At 68.2% G+C, this 16056-nt stretch carries 17 protein-coding genes; 5 read left to right on the forward strand and 12 right to left on the reverse strand.

The features are described from left to right. Positions 1-6 precede the first annotated feature (6 nt). From DAA40_RS06465 to DAA40_RS06475, 3 genes are all read right to left on the reverse strand, one after another. Positions 7-543 (reverse strand): YbaK/EbsC family protein, encoded by a 537-nt coding sequence (locus DAA40_RS06465; protein WP_106848813.1) that lies wholly within the window; start codon positions 541-543, stop codon positions 7-9. Between the two features lie 22 nt (positions 544-565). Further along, the gene (locus tag DAA40_RS06470; protein ID WP_106848814.1) at positions 566-835 is read right to left on the reverse strand and encodes a DUF2277 domain-containing protein; all 270 of its coding nucleotides are present in this window, start codon (positions 833-835) and stop codon (positions 566-568) included. Positions 836-1059: 224 nt separating this feature from the next. Continuing rightward, on the reverse strand, positions 1060-1689 hold the full coding sequence (locus tag DAA40_RS06475) for an isochorismatase family protein (protein ID WP_106848815.1): 630 nt from the start codon (positions 1687-1689) through the stop codon (positions 1060-1062). A gap of 75 nt (positions 1690-1764) precedes the next feature. On the opposite strand from DAA40_RS06475, the gene DAA40_RS06480 reads away from it, so the two are divergent. Continuing rightward, complete coding sequence (locus tag DAA40_RS06480; RefSeq protein ID WP_106848816.1) at positions 1765-2985, forward strand: hypothetical protein; 1221 nt, start codon at positions 1765-1767, stop codon at positions 2983-2985. Between the two features lie 64 nt (positions 2986-3049). Here the strand turns inward: DAA40_RS06480 and DAA40_RS06485 are convergent, their stop codons facing one another. From DAA40_RS06485 to dnaK, 4 genes are all read right to left on the reverse strand, one after another. Beyond that, positions 3050-3502: a heat shock protein transcriptional repressor HspR gene (locus DAA40_RS06485; protein ID WP_106848817.1), complete on the reverse strand. Its 453-nt coding sequence runs from the start codon at positions 3500-3502 to the stop codon at positions 3050-3052. 30 nt (positions 3503-3532) lie between these two features. Continuing rightward, on the reverse strand, positions 3533-4558 hold the full coding sequence (locus tag DAA40_RS16860) for a DnaJ C-terminal domain-containing protein (RefSeq protein WP_106848818.1): 1026 nt from the start codon (positions 4556-4558) through the stop codon (positions 3533-3535). Between the two features lie 19 nt (positions 4559-4577). Then, positions 4578-5210: a nucleotide exchange factor GrpE gene (gene grpE, locus DAA40_RS06495; RefSeq protein ID WP_106848819.1), complete on the reverse strand. Its 633-nt coding sequence runs from the start codon at positions 5208-5210 to the stop codon at positions 4578-4580. A 92-nt stretch (positions 5211-5302) separates the two neighbouring features. Next, positions 5303-7156, reverse strand: a complete 1854-nt coding sequence (gene dnaK, locus DAA40_RS06500) for a molecular chaperone DnaK (protein ID WP_106848820.1) — start codon at positions 7154-7156, stop codon at positions 5303-5305. Between the two features lie 230 nt (positions 7157-7386). Here dnaK and DAA40_RS06505 point away from each other — a divergent pair, with 230 nt between their 5' ends. Continuing rightward, the gene (locus DAA40_RS06505) at positions 7387-8316 is read left to right on the forward strand and encodes a hypothetical protein (protein ID WP_106848821.1); all 930 of its coding nucleotides are present in this window, start codon (positions 7387-7389) and stop codon (positions 8314-8316) included. Between the two features lie 9 nt (positions 8317-8325). On the opposite strand, the gene DAA40_RS06510 is transcribed toward DAA40_RS06505, so the two are convergent. The 3 genes from DAA40_RS06510 to map all read right to left on the reverse strand — a co-directional run bounded on the left by DAA40_RS06510 (position 8326) and on the right by map (position 11470). Next, positions 8326-9333 (reverse strand): magnesium transporter CorA family protein, encoded by a 1008-nt coding sequence (locus DAA40_RS06510; protein WP_106848822.1) that lies wholly within the window; start codon positions 9331-9333, stop codon positions 8326-8328. A gap of 43 nt (positions 9334-9376) precedes the next feature. Next, on the reverse strand, positions 9377-10624 hold the full coding sequence (locus DAA40_RS06515; RefSeq protein WP_106848823.1) for an MFS transporter: 1248 nt from the start codon (positions 10622-10624) through the stop codon (positions 9377-9379). A gap of 78 nt (positions 10625-10702) precedes the next feature. Further along, a complete protein-coding gene (gene map / locus DAA40_RS06520; protein WP_106848824.1) occupies positions 10703-11470 on the reverse strand; it encodes a type I methionyl aminopeptidase in 768 nt (255 codons plus the stop codon). Between the two features lie 131 nt (positions 11471-11601). On the opposite strand from map, the gene DAA40_RS06525 reads away from it, so the two are divergent. Continuing rightward, the gene (locus DAA40_RS06525; RefSeq protein ID WP_106848825.1) at positions 11602-12024 is read left to right on the forward strand and encodes a VOC family protein; all 423 of its coding nucleotides are present in this window, start codon (positions 11602-11604) and stop codon (positions 12022-12024) included. Positions 12025-12100: 76 nt separating this feature from the next. Further along, positions 12101-13078, forward strand: coding sequence for an RNA polymerase subunit sigma-70 (locus tag DAA40_RS06530; RefSeq protein WP_106848826.1), 978 nt, complete (start codon positions 12101-12103; stop codon positions 13076-13078). Positions 13079-13081: 3 nt separating this feature from the next. Here the strand turns inward: DAA40_RS06530 and DAA40_RS06535 are convergent, their stop codons facing one another. After that, the gene (locus DAA40_RS06535; protein WP_158716278.1) at positions 13082-14236 is read right to left on the reverse strand and encodes a hypothetical protein; all 1155 of its coding nucleotides are present in this window, start codon (positions 14234-14236) and stop codon (positions 13082-13084) included. Between the two features lie 40 nt (positions 14237-14276). Further along, positions 14277-15071 carry a hypothetical protein gene (locus DAA40_RS06540; protein WP_106848828.1) on the reverse strand — a complete coding sequence of 265 codons (795 nt, stop codon included), beginning with the start codon at positions 15069-15071 and terminating at the stop codon, positions 14277-14279. A gap of 172 nt (positions 15072-15243) precedes the next feature. Here DAA40_RS06540 and DAA40_RS06545 point away from each other — a divergent pair, with 172 nt between their 5' ends. Then, on the forward strand, positions 15244-15894 hold the full coding sequence (locus DAA40_RS06545) for a cation transporter (RefSeq protein WP_199849548.1): 651 nt from the start codon (positions 15244-15246) through the stop codon (positions 15892-15894). Positions 15895-16056: the final 162 nt, after the last annotated feature.

Here is a 16056-nt window from a genome sequence, read left to right on the forward strand (position 1 = left end):
CGGGGCTCAGTCGGCCGGAATCGTCAGCGGGAGCACTCGGGCGTTCGGCAGCCCGGCGAGCACCGCTCCGTCGACGAGGATCTTCGAGTCGCGGACTCCCCCACCGATCACGACCGGCCCGGCGTCCACGACCGCCTGGTCGACGAGGATCGGCCAGTCAGCGGGTAGTCCGATCGGCGTGATACCGCCCTGCCGCATGCCGGTGGACTGCTCGGTCTCGGCCTGGTCGGCGAACGAGATGCGGCGGACGCCGAGCTCCTTGCGCACGATCCGGTTGATGTCGGCCCGGTCCGTGGCGAGCACCATCACCGCCGCGTGCGTAACGTTCTCACCCCGGCGTCCAGCGACTACGACGCAGTTCGCGGAGGACTCGGGAGCGACGCCGTACGCCTCGCAGAACGTTGCCGTGTCGGCGAGGCTCCCGTCGATCTCGGCGACGCGCGCGCCCGGGGCGGACGCCGATGCCGTGGCCACCGCGGGCGCGACCAGCTCGGGATGATCTTCGAGCGGCAGCCAGGTCAGATTTCCCTCGGCAGAGGACATGCGGTTCCTTCCGATCGCGATCTCAGCGCCCGAAACGCGCCGCGCTGCGGACGCGCGCCTTGGCGGCTTCCTCGTCGCGGTCCTTCGGTGGCGCGTGGGTCACCAGCCCGTCGAGCAGCCGCTGCGTCGCCGCGGCGACCTCGGCGACGGCCCGGTCGAAGACCTCCTCGTTGGCGGTCGAGGGCTTCGTCGACCCGCTGATCTTGCGGACGTACTGGAGCGCGGCCGCCGCGACCTCGTCATTCGTCGCCGGCGGCGCGAAGTTGTGCAGGACCCTGATGTTTCGGCACATGGGCCAACCGTACGCCCTCGCCCACCCCGCACCCGTTGTACTGTGCCGGTTTCGGGCGATTACCCCGATCCAGCACAGCACAAGCGCCCTGGCCCTGGGCCTGTAAGCGACCTCGCCGCGGGGCGCCCGGGGACCGAGCCAAGAAGATGTCCCCAGTTGCGGCAAACGCGCCGCAACTGGGGACATCTACCTACCGGTAGGCCACCGCCGGTGACGGGGCCAGGCTATGCGCCGAAGACAGCCGCGCCCTGGGCGGCGGACTCGCCGAGGCTGCTCTTGGGCAGGCTCTCCCCCGACTCCAGCGCCGCCAGCCATTGGTCGGTCGAGGCGACGGCGGCGAAGTTCGAGTTCAGCAGCACCATGAGCGTCTCATGAACGTCTCGCGCGTGAATCTTCCCCGCGTCGTTCGCCAGGTGGATCGCGCCGCTGGCATCAGAGAGGACCTCAGCGGTCAGCCCGAGTTCCTCGGCGTACACCGCGGAGGCGAGGTCGCAGTTGTTCGTCATGAAACCGACGAGCGTCACGGTGTCGACATCGCGCTCGGCGAGCCATCCGGCAAGATCGGTCCCTGCGAAGACGCTGCCCTTGTTCTTGGTGACGTGCGTCCAGGAGGGCTGCACCCGGGACTCGACCTCGGGCCGCACACGCCAGCCATCGGAGCCCTTCGCGAAGACCGGCGCTTGCTCGGGGTATTCGTGCTGCACCACCGCAACCGGCAGGTCGCGCTCGATGGCGGCATCGAGCACTCGCTCGACGTTCGCCAGGGAATCCTCCGGCGACGGGTGCTGAATCCGCAGGACGCCGTCAAAGTACTGCTGCTGGACGTCGACGACGATAACGGCTCGCTTGCTCATGACAGGATCTCCTCTTACGGGGCAGGAACCGTGCCCAGCCTGCCACCGCATCAGCGATCTGGGAACAATGGGCGCATGGACGTCTCGCCCAGTGCCGGACTCACCCACGCGCTCGACTCGTTCGAGACCGCAATCGAGGCCGGCACGCTGATCGGCCAGCTACGCAGCGCCCGGGAGGTAACAGCGCAAGCGGTCGTCCGCGCGGACGTCGAGCTCACCGATCGGCATCGAGCACTACTGCACGAGGCGACGGCGCACGTCAGCTCGCAGGAGATGCGCTTCGCGGACGCGGTCGACCACTTCCGCCTCGCGTCAGAGGCCTGGCGCGCGCACGGAGACCACGCGAACGAGCTGGCGGCTCGAATGAGCACCGTGACGGCCGAGATCAGCGCTCTTGGCAGCGACACGATCGCGATCGCCCCACTCGCGCAGAAGCAGGAGCATCTGCTCACGGCGCTGCGAGCGGCGCAGCCGACCCCCCGTCGGCTGCTCAACGGAATCCTCGCCGCAGGGTATGCCGCTCTCCAGGTGCATCGATTCGACCAAGCCCGGGAGTACTTTGCCGAGGCCGAGACCCGCGCCCAGGACGACGGGGAGCGGGCCCGCGTGCTCGGCGCCTCGGCACTGTGCGAGCTGGACGCCGGCCACGGCGATGTCGCCCACGCGAAGGTAGCCGAGTCGATCCGCCTCGCCCGGTCGAATGAGGACACAATGCAGCTGGCGATGATGCTGCGCTTTCTCACGGGGATGTACGGCGCAGAGCCCGACGGGCTCCCCAGGGCTCTGGCCGCGGCCGAGGAGGCCGTCGAGGCCGGCCACGAGCTCGGCGCGGTGTTCCTGGCGAGCACCCTGCGACTGCGGGGACTGCTACGGATCGCGTCGGGCGACGGGTCGAGCGGCGCGGCCGACCTAGAGAAGTCGATCCGGTCGCTTCGCGACAGCCCGTGGCAGCACACCCTGCCCTCTGAAGTCCTCACGCTGGGCCAGGTCCTGCTCAGCCAGGGAGCACACGACGAGGCAGTCCGGGTCGTACAAGAGCATGGGAGCCTGCTTCGTGACACCACTGGCGACGAGCAGATCGAAGCCCATCTGCTGCAGTATCAGGTATCGGTGCACAGCAAGGATCTGCTGTCAGCAGGCAGGCATGCCCAGACCGCAGCCGAGCTGATGAGCGCAGCGCATCACAAGGCCGCCGCGAGCGTGTGGGACGTGGCGGCCGCTGCCTGGCGAGCGGCCGGGGACGACGAACGCGCCCAGCGCGCTGCCGAGGAGGCCAGGCACCAGCGGGGCCGCTAGCGGTGTGGCACCAGTCGACCGCTAGTGCAGGCCCGACATGGGCGACGCCCACGTCAGGCCGGGCTCAGCGGAAGAAGTGATTACGTGGGACGACGGACATCGACTTGAACGGTACGAGATCGCGCCGGTACGACGCGTGCACCGCCGCCTCCGCCGCGCGGGCCCGCATGCCCATCTCGGTGATCTCGACCAGCAGCTCCTCGACGCGGGACTGCAGCGCAGCGACCTGATTCTCCAAGTCGATGATCCGCTTGATGCCGGCTAGATTGATTCCCTCGTCCTGACTCAGCCGCTGCACCATGCGCAGCACGGCCACATCTCGCGGGGAGTAGCGCCGTCCACCACCCGCGGTACGGCCCGGGGTGACCAGGCCGACGCGGTCGTACTGGCGCAGGGTCTGCGGGTGCATCCCCGCGAGCTCGGCCGCCACGGAGATGACGAACACCGGCGCGTCCTCTGCGAGGTGCCCAGCGGGCAGATCGGCGAACCCCGCCTCTGGGCGGTCGCGCTTGCTCATGTCGACTCCGTTCCTCGTCCGATCCTGTCGTTAGACCCCGAGATGCTGGCGCGGGTTCTCGCCGGCGAGCTCGGCGTACTTCTTGAGCGCCTCCTCGGCGTCCGCCGGGAGGTTGTTCGGCACCGCGATCTCGACCGTCACGATCAGGTCGCCGGCACCCTTCTTGGTGGTGATGCCCTTGCCCTTGCCGCGCAGCTTGCGGCCACTCTGGGTCCCGGGCGGCACCCTGAGCGTCACCGGTTTGTCCAGGGTCGGCACCCGCACGTCAGCGCCCAGGACCGCTTCGGCATAGGTGATCGGGACGGTGATGGTCAGGTTGCGGCCGTCGAGACCGAACAGCGGGTGCTCGGCCACCGACGCCTTGACCAGCAGGTCGCCGGCGGGGCCCCCGTTCACACCGGGCTGACCCTTGCCCTTCACGCGGAACTTCTGGCCATCGTTGATGCCGGCCGGCACGTTGACGGTGATGTTGCGTGTGCCGCTCGGTCCGGTCAACCGCAACGGCAGACTGACCCCGTTCACGGCGTCCTCGAAGCTCAGCGACACGCTCGCCTCGGTGTCGGCACCCTTCTGCGGCCGGGGCTGGCCGAAGCCGCCGCCGCCGAAGTCGCCGCGGAAATCCCCGCCGCGCCCGCCGCCGAACATCCCGCCAAGGATGTCGCCGAGGTCGGGCCCGGCACTGCCGTACCCACCGCCTCGGCCCGCGCCCGCCCGGCCGAAGAGGTCGGCGAGGTCCTCGGCGTTGAACGACTGCGAGTAGCCGCCGGGCTGACCGCCGCCGAAGCCACCGGGGAAGCCACCGGCGCCGGAGAACCCGCTGGCCGCGAGTCGCTGCGCCTCGTCGTACTCGGCACGCTTCTTCGGGTCTCCCAGGACGCCGTACGCCTCGGAGACCTCCTTGAACCGCTTCTCCGCGGCGGTATCGCCCGGGTTCTTGTCCGGGTGCAGCTCGCTGGCGAGCTTGCGGTAGGTCTTCTTGATGTCCGCCGCGCTGGCGTCCTTGGGGACGCCCAGCGCGCCGTAGTAGTCCTTCTCGAAGTAGTCCTTCTGACTCACTGAACGCCCCTCCTCACTGTTAAGACGCTGGGACCTTTACTGCGACCATGGCCTCGCGGACGACGCGCTCTCCGACGCGATAGCCCTTGCGCATGACCGATGCGATCTGCTCGCTGTCGACGTCGGGCGAGGGCTGCTGCGCAACCGCCTGGTGGATCTGCGGGTCGAACTGGTCGCCCTCGGCGGCAAACTCCTCCAGGCCCGCGTCGGTGAGCACCTTCCGCAGCCCGTCGGCGACGTTCTTGAAGCCGCCGGTCAGATCGCCGTGCTCGTCGGCGCGGTCGATGTCGTCGAGCACCGGAAGCAGCTGGGTCAGCAGCGCCGCCTGCGCCAGCGGCACGATCTCCGCACGCTCTCGATCGCTGCGCTTGCGGTAGTTGGCGTACTCGGCGTTGACCCGCTGTAGATCGTTCGTGCGCTCAGCGAGCTCCTTGGTCAGCCGGTCGATCTCGACCAGCTGCTCGTCGCTGGGCACGTCCGCACTCTGCTCTGCCTGCTTCGCGTCCGCAGCGGGGGCGTCCGTCGTCGCGGCGGCCGCCGGATCGGCAGATGGGGTGCGTGGGGCGCCACTCTCGTCGTTCACGCGACGCTTGTCGCGGATGACGATGCGCTCCTGCTCCTCACCGCCGGCGTTCTCGTTCTGCTTATCCATTGAGATCCCTCTATGCAGTCTGGTGATGCCGACCGGCGGCGTACTTCACCACACGAACCTTCCGGTTCCGTGGCGAAGTACGCCGCAGACGGTTACTTCTTGTCGCCCTCGTCGTCGACGATCTCGGCGTCGACCACGTCGTCGTCCTGGTCGGACGGCGACTCCGAGGCGCCTTCCGCGCCCTCGGCGCCCGGCGCCCCTGCCGCCTGCGCCTGCTCGTAGATCGCGGCGCCGACCTGCTGGGTCAGGTTCTGGACCTTCTCGTGGGCGGTCTTGATCGCCTCGACGTCCGAGCCGCCCAGAGCACCGCGCAGCTCGCCGATTGCGTCGTTCAGCTCGTCCTTCTTCTCAGCCGGGACCTTGTCGCCGTTCTCGGCCAGGAACTTCTCGGTCTGGAACAGCAGCGCGTCGCCGTTGTTGCGGACCTCGGCCTCCTCACGGCGCTTCTTGTCCTCCTCGGCGTGCGCCTCGGCGTCCTTCATCATGCGGTCGATCTCGTCCTTGCTCAGGGCCGAGCCGCCGGTGATCTGCATGGACTGCTCCTTGTTGGTAGCCAGGTCCTTGGCAGTCACGTGCACGATGCCGTTGGCGTCGATGTCGAAGGTGACCTCGATCTGCGGCACGCCGCGCGGAGCCGGCGGCAGGCCGGTCAGCTCGAACATGCCCAGGCGCTTGTTGAACTGGGTCATCTCGCGCTCGCCCTGGAAGACCTGGATCTGCACCGACGGCTGGTTGTCATCAGCGGTCGTGAAGATCTCCGAGCGCTTCGTCGGGATCGTGGTGTTGCGCTCGATGAGCTTGGTCATCACGCCGCCCTTGGTCTCGATGCCCAGCGACAGCGGGGTCACATCGAGCAGCAGGACGTCCTTGACCTCACCCTTCATGACGCCGGCCTGCAGCGCCGCGCCGACCGCGACGACCTCGTCGGGGTTGACGCCCTTGTTGGGCTCGCGGCCACCGGTCAGCTCCTTGACCAGCTCGGTCACCGCAGGCATGCGGGTCGAGCCGCCGACGAGGACGACGTGGTCGATGTCGCCGACGGCGATGCCGGCGTCCTTGACGGCCTGGTTGAACGGCGCCTTGCAGCGCTCGAGCAGGTCCTGGGTCATGCGCTGGAACTCGGCGCGGCTGATCGTGACGTCGAGGTGCATCGGGCCATCCGGGCCAGCGGTGATGTACGGCTGGTTGATGGTGGTCGACTGCGAGCCCGACAGCTCGATCTTGGCCTTCTCCGCGGCCTCGCGCAGCCGCTGCATGGCGAGCTTGTCCTTGGACAGGTCGACGCCGTGCTCGTTGTTGAAGGTCTTCACCAGGTGGTCGACGATGCGCTGATCCCAGTCGTCACCGCCGAGCTCGGTGTCACCCGAGGTCGACTTGACCTCGACCACGCCGTCGCCGATCTCCAGCAGCGAGACGTCGAAGGTGCCGCCACCGAGGTCGAAGACCAGGATGGTCTGCTCCTTCTCGCCCTTGTCCAGCCCATAGGCCAGCGCGGCTGCGGTGGGCTCGTTGACGATGCGCAGGACGTTCAGTCCCGCGATCTCGCCGGCCTCCTTGGTGGCCTGGCGCTGCGCGTCGGAGAAGTACGCCGGAACCGTGACGACCGCATCGCTCACGGTATCGCCCAGGTAGGTCTCGGCGTCCCGCTTGAGCTTCTGCAGCACACGGGCGGAGATCTCCTGCGGAGTGTAGTTCTTGCCGTCGATCTCGATCGACCAGTCGGTGCCCATGTGGCGCTTGACGGAGCGGATCGTGCGGTCGACGTTGGTGACCGCCTGGTTCTTGGCGGCCTGGCCGACGAGGACCTCGCCGTTCTTGGCGAACGCGACGACGGAGGGAGTAGTGCGCGAGCCCTCGGCGTTGGCGATGACCTTCGGCTCGCCACCCTCGAGGACAGAGACGACGGAGTTGGTCGTTCCGAGGTCGATACCAACAGCACGTGCCATGGGTGTTCTCCTTCTAGATGTTTCGGTGGATATGTCTGCTTCGCTCGGTTGAGCGAAGCCGTGATCGAAGACTTGAGTCGGTCTTGCTCAACTTTACATACGGTCCAACACGCAGGGTGAGCGGGTAATTCCCGGTCCGCTGATGAGTACGCGAAGTCGATGAGTCCAAGATCCGGTTCCGGACGTCGTAGGCTCATTCCAGTTCCTCGCAGTCACCGGTTGGAGCCCCCGTGAGCAATCCCCACGATCCCGATCAGCGCTTCCCCAGCGACGGCCCGAACGGCGACTTCGGGGCGCCGACCGGACCGCATAGCCCGTACGACGGCGCGCCGAGCACGCCTCCGCCGCCGACTGCCCCCGGTCAGTTCGCAGCGCAGGGCACTGAGCAGGACGGTCCCCGCGCGTCGTACGGCCAGCAACCGCCGTACGACTATGGGCAGTCACCGGAGAACGAGTACGTGGTCGAGACTGGCCCCACGAGCCCACAGCAGCAGACCTATCGTGACGCTCCCGACCCCTTCGGCGGCGCATCGGCAGAGCGCGCCAAGGGGCCGGACGACGAGGGCTCCGGCGCAAAGAAGTGGGCCGTACCGCTGGCTGCGCTGATCGCCGTGCTGGCGCTCGCGGCGGGCGTCTACTTCCTGATCATCAAGCCTGGTAGCGACGACGAGTCCAGCGCAGCGGACGGCGAGCGCACGACCTCACAGGACGCCGACCGCTCCGGGGACGCCGGCACCGCGGAGGGCGGCGGCGAGGATGCTGCTGCGGCGATCGTCGGCACCTACGAGGTCAGCGGCACCGTCGCGAGCTACACCGGTCCACAGACCGGTCAGCTCGGCGGCGGGCCTAAGCAGGCCGGAGACCCTGCATTCAAAAGCCCGCAGACCTGGACGATCGAGGGCGAGTGCACGGACGCCGCGAGCTGCGAGCTCCCGCTGAGCATCACCCCCGGCGACACCCAGGTCACCCTCACGCTTGAGGGCGACACCTGGAAGGGCGAGAGCAAGGAGACGATTCAGTGCTCCGCCGGCGGCGAGCAGACCGAGGCGACCGTCGTCATCGAGATGCCGAAGGAGGGCGGTACGGCCAAGCGCACCGTCACCGCCACCTGCGGCGAGCAGATCATCGAGGTCAACGACCTCACGCTGACCAAGAAGTAGCCGCCGGCCTCAGATCCAGTCCCTGGAGCGCAGTAGCGCGTAGAGACCGATCGACAGCGCGAGGATCAGCACCACGGACTGGACCAGCCCGAAGTTGTTCGAGAATCCCGGATAGGGCAGGTTCTGCCCGAACCATCCCGTGACCGCGGTCGGTACGGCGATGATCGCCGCCCACCCGGCGAGCTTCTTCATCACGACGTTCAGGTGCGCGTCCTGCAGCGACAGATTGGTCTCGAACACGGTGGTCACCATGTCGCGTAGCGACTCGGTCCACTCCGCCGCCCGCAGGACGTGGTCGTACAGGTCGTCGTACAGCGGATCGAGGGCGCTGTTGCCGGTCTTGCGGTGCCGCAGCAGCGTGTTGACGACCTCGCGCATCGGCAGTACGACCCGGCGCAGCTGCACCAGGTCCTTGCGCAGCCCGTAGATGGACCGCTGGAAGGCCCGGCCGGTGTGGCGCTCCTCGAACAGCGTATCTTCCAAGTCTTCGATGCCGTCGTCCAGCTGCTGGATGGTCTCGAAGTGACCGTCGACGATCACATCGAGCAGCCCATGCATCAGTGCGCCGCTGCCGTGCACGAGCAGGTCGTAGTTCTCCTCCCACGCCCGCAGCACTGGCGACATGTCGAAGTCGTCGTCCAGCCGGACGGTGATCAGCCCGCCGTCCATCAGGAATCCCGACACACGGCTCAGCCGCAGCCGTCCGTGGTTGTCGGCCGCGTCGAGCGGCTGATCGACCAGTCGCGTCGCATAGGTCATGAAGAACAGGTGGTGCGCATGCCGGGTCACCTTGGGACGCTCCCGCGGGGCGGTCGCGTCCTCCAGCGCGGCGTCGTCCAGCCCGACCGCGGCGGCCAGTTTCTCCAGATCGCTACGCGAGGGCCGCACCAGATCGATCCACACCATCGAGCCGGGGTTCGCTAACTCGTCGGAGATCCGCTCGAGCGGTATCCGCTCGGTAGCGACCGCACCGTTACGCCAGACCTGGCAGGTCACCACCGCATCTTGCTCAGCCACCCCTATATTCTGGCCCCTCGGACGCCGTCTGCGACCGAGCCACTCATGCGCTGCTCGGGTAGACCTCGAGCCGGTCCCCGGGTCGAGCGCGCGTAGTTAGGTAGATGCCGATTCCGGCGATCGCGGCGGCGATCGCCATGGCGAGGTCCATCGCCGCGAAGCTGCCCAGAGCCCCGGCGAGCGAGGCGCCGATCCAGGGCGACAGCGCCTGCGCAAGCGTGATCGGCATGCCGAAGACGCCGACCAGCGCGCCGTACCGCTCCGGTCCCCAGACCTCGACGACCGCGGTGGCGTGCATCAGGGTTCCCGCGCCGCGCGCCGCTCCGAAGAGGACGGCGATCACCACGACCGCCCACATCGGGCCGGTGATGGCCACCAGCAGCATTGTCGACGTGACCATCGTCGCCACGATGACGATGTTGCGGATGCTGCGGATCGCTGGAGCGCTGAAGCGGCCGAACCCGAGCCTGCCGAGGAGCTGGCCCAGACCCACCACCCCCAGCGCAACCGCGCCGAAGCCGTGGCTGAAGCCTCGCTCGGTCATCAGCGACACGATCGTGAGGGTGACCGCAAACCCGCACAACGTGAAGGTGGTGACCGAAGCCGATAGCGCGATGAACCGTCCCGAACGGACGATCGGCCCGACACCGATACCCGTGGTCTCTTTGCGGACCGGCGTCCACGGTGGGGTGAGGAAGAACCACTGCAACGGCACCAGCACCACGACGAGCAGGATGCCGAGGATCACCCACGTCGTCCGCCACCCGTAGGCCTCCAGCAGCGCGCTGGTGAGCGGGGCGAAGACGGTGCTGGACACCCCGCCGACGAGCGTGACCGCAGTGATCCCCTTGACGCGGTCCTTGCCCAGCCACGCGGCGCACGCGGCGAAGGAGACCTGATAGAACAGCGCCGGCATGGCGATTCCGCACAGCATCCAGCCGATCGTGAGCTCGGTCAGCGACTCGGCGCGCGAGATCAGCAGAATCGGCGGCAGGGTGAGCAACGATCCGAGAGTCATCAGCATCCGCGGCCCGCGCCGCTCGACCAGCCAGCCCATCGGCACGCCGACGAACGCGCTCACGATGAGCCCGGCGGTGAACGCACCCGACAGCGCCGAGCGGCTCCAGCCGGTGTCGGCGCTCATCACCTCGAGCGCGACCGGCATCGCGTAGAACAGCACTCCCCAGCCGACCAGCTGGGTCACGCACAGCACGACCACGGCCGCGATCAGTGAGCGGCGCGACGTCGGCGCGGGCGGCCGCTGCACCTCACTCGCTGGCTCGCCCGTCATGCCGCCATTGTGCCCGAGTCCCTTAGCACTGTTAAGTGATTGGGCGCTCTGCCGCGGCGAATCGGCCGCGGGATCGAATTACCCGCGGGCCGTCATGACGATCGGGCCGTCCTTGGTGATCGCGACGGTGTGCTCGACGTGCGCGGTGCGCGAGCCGTCCGCGGCGCGCAGCGTCCAGCCGTCGTCGTCGATCACCAGGTCATCGGTGGAGACCATCAGCCACGGCTCGATCGCGATCACCAGGCCCGGCTTGAGCTTCATCCCTCGACCCGCCGCGCCGTCGTTGGGCACGTGCGGGTCGCCGTGCATCGTGCTGCCGACGCCGTGTCCGCCGAAGTCGGTGTTGAAGCCGTAGCCGGCACCGCGCATGATCTGCCCGATCGCGTGCGAGATGTCGCCGACCCGGTTGCCCGCCTGAGCCTGCGCGATGCCCGCGTTGAGCGCCTTGGTCGCGGTCTCGATCATCCGCAGATCGTCGGGGTTCTCGGTGCCGACGTTGAAGCTGACCGCCGAGTCGCACACCCAGCCGTCGACCGACACCGCGAAGTCCAGGCTCAGCAGGTCGCCGTCCTTGAGCTTGTAGCTGCGCGGCTTGCCGTGCAGCACCGCGTCGTTGACCGAGGTGCAGATGACGTGGCCGAACGGTCCGCGGCCGAAGGACGGCGCGTAGTCGATGTAGCAGGACTCGGCGCCGCGCTCGCGGATCATCTCGTGGGCCCGGGCGTCGATGTCGAGCAGATTGTCACCGACGCGGACCTCCTGCTGGAGAGTCGACAGCACGTGGGCGACGAACTCGCCGGCGGGCTTCATCTGCTCGATCTCGCGCGGCGAGAGGATCTCGATCATTCAGGTCAGCTCTTTCTGCTCATCTGCGCTCAGCGGTCTATCCGCAACATTCTCCCCGATCCCGATGAGTTCGCGGCGGCTGCCTGGTCAGTACTGACAAGAGCCGCACCACCGACCCGAAGGAGAACGCCATGCAGCACCAGATGATCTTCGTCAACCTCCCCGTCGCCGACATCGATGCGAGCCGGGAGTTCTTCACGCGCATCGGCTACCGCTTTGACGAGCGGATGTGCCAGGCGGGCACCTGCCTCGGCATGGAGCTCGGCCCCAACATGTACGCGATGCTGCTCGACCGGAAGTTCTTCGGAACCTTCCACGACGCACAGATCGCCGAGGCCGGCCAGCACGAGGTGCTTACCTGCCTGTCGGCGTCCGGACCGCAGGAGGTGGACCAGGTCGTCGAGGCCGCCTTGGCGGCCGGCGGCACGCAGGTCCGCAAGGAGCAGAACGGCGACTGGATGTACGGGCGCTCGTACGCCGATCTCGACGGCCACATCTGGGAGATCATGTGGATGGACGTCGAGAAGGCCACCGCGGCCGGTTCCTTCGGCTAGACCCACGATCTGCGGGGCTGTGGCGCACGCTGCGATACCGCTAGCGTGCTCCACAGCCCGGCAGATTCCCCACTCGATGAAGGAGATTGCGGTGGACAGCGAGGACTTCGAGCGCCAGACCATGCCGCTGCGTGCCGGGCTGCTCGCGCACTGCTACCGGATGATGGGATCCGCGGTGGACGCCGAGGACCAGGTGCAGGAGACCTATCTGCGCGCGTGGCGGGCATTTCACGACTTCGACGGCCGATCCTCGGTGAAGACCTGGATGTACCGCATCGCCACGAACAGTTGCCTCAACGCGCTGTCGTCGGCGCAGCGGCGGCTGCTGCCCAGCGATCTCGGCGGAGGCCCCGGCGATCCTGCTGCCGCGATCACCCCGCGCGAGCAGCAGCCGTGGCTCGAGCCGTTGCCGGAGGCGATGATGTGGCAGGACGCCGCACCGACTCCCGAGGAGCAACTCCTCGGTCGCGAGAACATCACCCTCGCGTGGACGGCGGCCCTGCACGGGCTCACTCCCAAGCAGCGCGCCGTCCTCCTGCTGCGGCAGGTGCTGCAGATGTCGGCCGCCGAGACCGCCGAGACCCTGGACACCACCGTCGCGTCGGTGAACTCGACCCTGCAGCGCTGCCGCGCAGCCGTGGGCGACGGGCTGGGCGAGACCGGCGCAGATCGCGCGGACGACGACGAGGACGCCGCGGCGGTCGACGCCTTCGTCAACGCCTTCGAGCGGCATGACTTCGACGCCATCGTCAGCTCCATGGCCGGCGACGTCAGATGGCAGATGCCGCCGTTCGATCGCTACTATATCGGCAATCAGGACGCCGCCACGCTCTCGTTCACGCACTGCCCTGCGAACGAGGCGGGCGATCTGCGATTCCGACGCGCCCGCTCGAACGGCCAGCCCGCGGTTGGCATGTACCTGCGCAAGGGCGATCAGTGGGAGGCCTTCCAGTTCCAGGTTCTACAGGTGCGCAACGGCAAGATCAGCGACGTCGTCGGCTGGTTCGAGCCGCACCACTTCCGGCTTGCGGGCCTGCCACTGGTCCTCGAATGAGGTTCAGAGCCGTTTCGGGTCGACCAGGCTCTCGTTGAGCTGGGCGGCCATGAGCCCGTGCCCCGCCAGCAGCAGCACGGCGAACCCCAGCGCGGAGATGCTCGTGCCGATCGGCACGCTCAGGACCCCGGTCAGGCCGAGGACTCCGATGATCGCGACGATCGGGGCTGCCACCCAGAAGACCGGCGCCAGCCAGGCGACCTTCTGCAGCTGACTCACCAGATCGGTGCGTACCGCCTCCACGCCGGTCCGCCGCTTGGGCAGCTGGCCCACGTGAGCGGGTTCCACCCGGATGCCGTACGACGCGGCAAAGGCGGCGAGCTCGCGCGGGTCGAACGGCTCGGTGATGTCCGCTGACAGCCGTTCACCGGTCTGCGGGTCTCGTCCCCGGACCACGAGGCCGCGCTCCGCGTGCCGGCCACTCCCCGTGACGTCGTACGGCGCGAGGACCAGCGCCTGGCCTTGGGGGAAGTCCTGGGCCTTGGCGTAGTCGTGGAGGGTCAGACGGTGCCCGTCGGCGACGAGGATCAGGCCAGGCGTTCGGTTCGCGCTGCGCAGCCCGGCGGCGCGATGTCTCTGGTAGTAACGCTGTTCGCGCCACACCAGTGCGAGCAGACCGAGCGGCTGAGCCAGGACGACACCGACGAACATCCCGAGGAAGGCCATGACCGCTACCAGCACCGGTCGCGACCCCTCTTCCGGGACGAAGAACCCGGCCAACAGCGCAGCACCGCCGAGGACGGCGCCGACAATCATCCACTGGAACGGCGGCGCGGCGACGGAGCCGGCGACGCTGGTGCCCGGACCGATCCGCTCGCCCGCGCTCGCCGTCAGCTCGGCCGTTTGCAGGTACCCGAGGTCGGCGTACTGCAGCCCCGCGCGTTCGGCGAACCGCTTGGCTGCCGCGGGATCGTAGGCTTCGCGGTCGGAGTTCGCGAGCCACGCGAGGGTGCCGCCCGCCGCGTCGAGGATCCGCCACCCCGATCGCGGCACACCACGTCGCTGGACCTCTCCCGGCCTCCTGGGCGGCCGGACGACGGTGGTGTACCTGGCGAGCGTGAGGGCACCTTCGGGTCCGATCGGGTACTCGCGGCGTCCGTCCGGCCACTCCAGCCGCAGCGATCCGGGGACGGCGCTGAGCGTCGCAACACCACTCATCCCCGGATTGGGTCGAAGCAGGTCGTTCATCGGCTCTAGCTCACTCGTCGTAGGAGTGCATCTCGTCGATCACGCCGTCCTGGTTGTGGTCGTAGCCGATCAGCTCGATATCCCCGTCATTGTTCGCATCCAGGCCATAGGTGTCGAGGCCTCCGTCGCCGTCGGTATCCATCCCGTACAGGTCCTGAATGCCGTCCTGGTTGGTGTCCCAGCTGGTGCCGACGTACTCGCCGTCGGCGTTGTAGGCGTCCTGTGCATCGGCGTAGCCATCGCCGTTGCTGTCGTAGTAGCTGCCGGTCGTGGCGACCGTCGGGTCGTACGCCGCCTCGCTGCCGCCTGAGCCGCCCGCGAACACGTCCGTGGAGAAATCGCCGCTGCTGGCCGATGTACCGTCCGCCGAGGTCGAGAAGACCTCGTCCTCGAACCCCGCAGTGGCATCGTCGAAGGTCTCCGACACCCAGCCAGCATCCGACGACGTCGTGTCGGGCGAGGCGGGAGCAGCGGGTGCGGGGGCAGCGGGCGCGGGCGCTCCGTCACCGGCGATCGCGCCGCCGGCGACCGGCGGGTTCTGACCGGTGTCGTACTCGTTGTGGTAGACCGTCGCCGAGCCGTCGTCGGCATACCCATCGCCGTCCCAGTCGGTCACGGTGGTGTCGGTCCACTGATCACCGTTGGTGTCGATGTTGTAGGTGTCGAGGACGCCGTCCCCGTCGGTGTCGTATCCGACCTGGTCCGCGACACCGTCGCCATCCGAGTCGAAGGTGTAGCCGCCGCCCGGCGTGGTCTCTCCACCCTTGTAGTAGTCGCCGCCCGGGGCGGACTTGTCAACACTCATGATGACTCCCAAGGAAATCGCCGATGCTCAGCCGCTCGGCGGTGCTCATGCGTAGTGGTGTTCAGAATGTGCGGTGCGCCGAAGTCGTTCCGGCGCGCCGGTGAGACGACACGCGCCGAACCGGCGGTTCCGCTCGGGCGGGGACCCTACGCCTGACCTTACGATGATCGCCGTGGAAGAACCATCGTCGTGCGGCGTGCGCGCTGAGGACCGCATCACCGATCCGGCGCGATTGCGGCGGACGGTCCTGGTCGTGGCCGTGCTGAACTTCGGCTACTTCTTCGTGCAGATGTCGGTGGCCTTAGCGATCGCGTCGGTCGCCTTGTTCGCGGATTCGGTCGACTTCCTCGAGGACACGGCCGTCAATCTGCTGATCTTCGTGGCACTCGGCTGGCCGCTGCGCCGTCGGTCGGTGCTCGGGAAGATCATGGCGCTGCTGATCGTCGTCCCCTCGCTCGCGGCGGCGTGGCAGGCGATCGACAAGGCGGGCGACCCTCAGCCGCCCGCATTCTGGCCCCTCGTTCTGGCATCGCTCGGCGCGATCGTCATCAACGGCATCAGCGCGTGGCTGCTTGCCCGCGTCCGATCGCATGGCGGCTCGCTGTCGCGCGCGGCCTTCGTCGCGGCTCGCAACGACGTGCTGATCAACGTCTCGATCATCGTGATGGCTGCGTTGACGTTGTGGACGGGGTCCGGCTGGCCGGACATCATTCTCGGAGCCGGGATCATCCTGCTGGCGCTGTACTCGGCGTACGAAGTTTGGGAAGTAGCCGAGGAGGAGCGGCTCGCGGCGAAGGCCCTCGCCGGCGAAGCTCTCGACTGAGCGCTCTCTCGCTCCACCGTGGAGGGTCACCACGTCTCGACGTCGGTCGCTGGCGCTCCCTCGCTCGACGACCGCAGAACACCGACCATCGCGAACAGGCCACCACGTCTCGACATCGGTCGCTGGCGCTCCCTCGCTCGACGACCGTAAAACACTCGCTCG

This window comes from Blastococcus sp. Marseille-P5729, assembly GCF_900292035.1.
Lineage (GTDB): Bacteria > Actinomycetota > Actinomycetes > Mycobacteriales > Antricoccaceae > Cumulibacter.

Bases quoted from the DNA above. Each gene is read 5' to 3' on its own strand.
- DAA40_RS06465 (WP_106848813.1), bottom strand. From the start codon at position 543: ATGTCCTCTGCCGAGGGAAATCTGACCTGGCTGCCGCTCGAAGATCAT.
- DAA40_RS06470 (WP_106848814.1), bottom strand. From the start codon at position 835: ATGTGCCGAAACATCAGGGTCCTGCACAACTTCGCGCCGCCGGCGACG.
- DAA40_RS06475 (WP_106848815.1), bottom strand. From the start codon at position 1,689: ATGAGCAAGCGAGCCGTTATCGTCGTCGACGTCCAGCAGCAGTACTTT.
- DAA40_RS06480 (WP_106848816.1), top strand. From the start codon at position 1,765: ATGGACGTCTCGCCCAGTGCCGGACTCACCCACGCGCTCGACTCGTTC.
- DAA40_RS06485 (WP_106848817.1), bottom strand. From the start codon at position 3,502: ATGAGCAAGCGCGACCGCCCAGAGGCGGGGTTCGCCGATCTGCCCGCT.
- grpE (WP_106848819.1), bottom strand. From the start codon at position 5,210: ATGGATAAGCAGAACGAGAACGCCGGCGGTGAGGAGCAGGAGCGCATC.
- dnaK (WP_106848820.1), bottom strand. From the start codon at position 7,156: ATGGCACGTGCTGTTGGTATCGACCTCGGAACGACCAACTCCGTCGTC.
- DAA40_RS06515 (WP_106848823.1), bottom strand. From the start codon at position 10,624: ATGACGGGCGAGCCAGCGAGTGAGGTGCAGCGGCCGCCCGCGCCGACG.
- map (WP_106848824.1), bottom strand. From the start codon at position 11,470: ATGATCGAGATCCTCTCGCCGCGCGAGATCGAGCAGATGAAGCCCGCC.
- DAA40_RS06525 (WP_106848825.1), top strand. From the start codon at position 11,602: ATGCAGCACCAGATGATCTTCGTCAACCTCCCCGTCGCCGACATCGAT.
- DAA40_RS06530 (WP_106848826.1), top strand. From the start codon at position 12,101: ATGAAGGAGATTGCGGTGGACAGCGAGGACTTCGAGCGCCAGACCATG.
- DAA40_RS06535 (WP_158716278.1), bottom strand. From the start codon at position 14,236: ATGAGTGGTGTTGCGACGCTCAGCGCCGTCCCCGGATCGCTGCGGCTG.
- DAA40_RS06540 (WP_106848828.1), bottom strand. From the start codon at position 15,071: ATGAGTGTTGACAAGTCCGCCCCGGGCGGCGACTACTACAAGGGTGGA.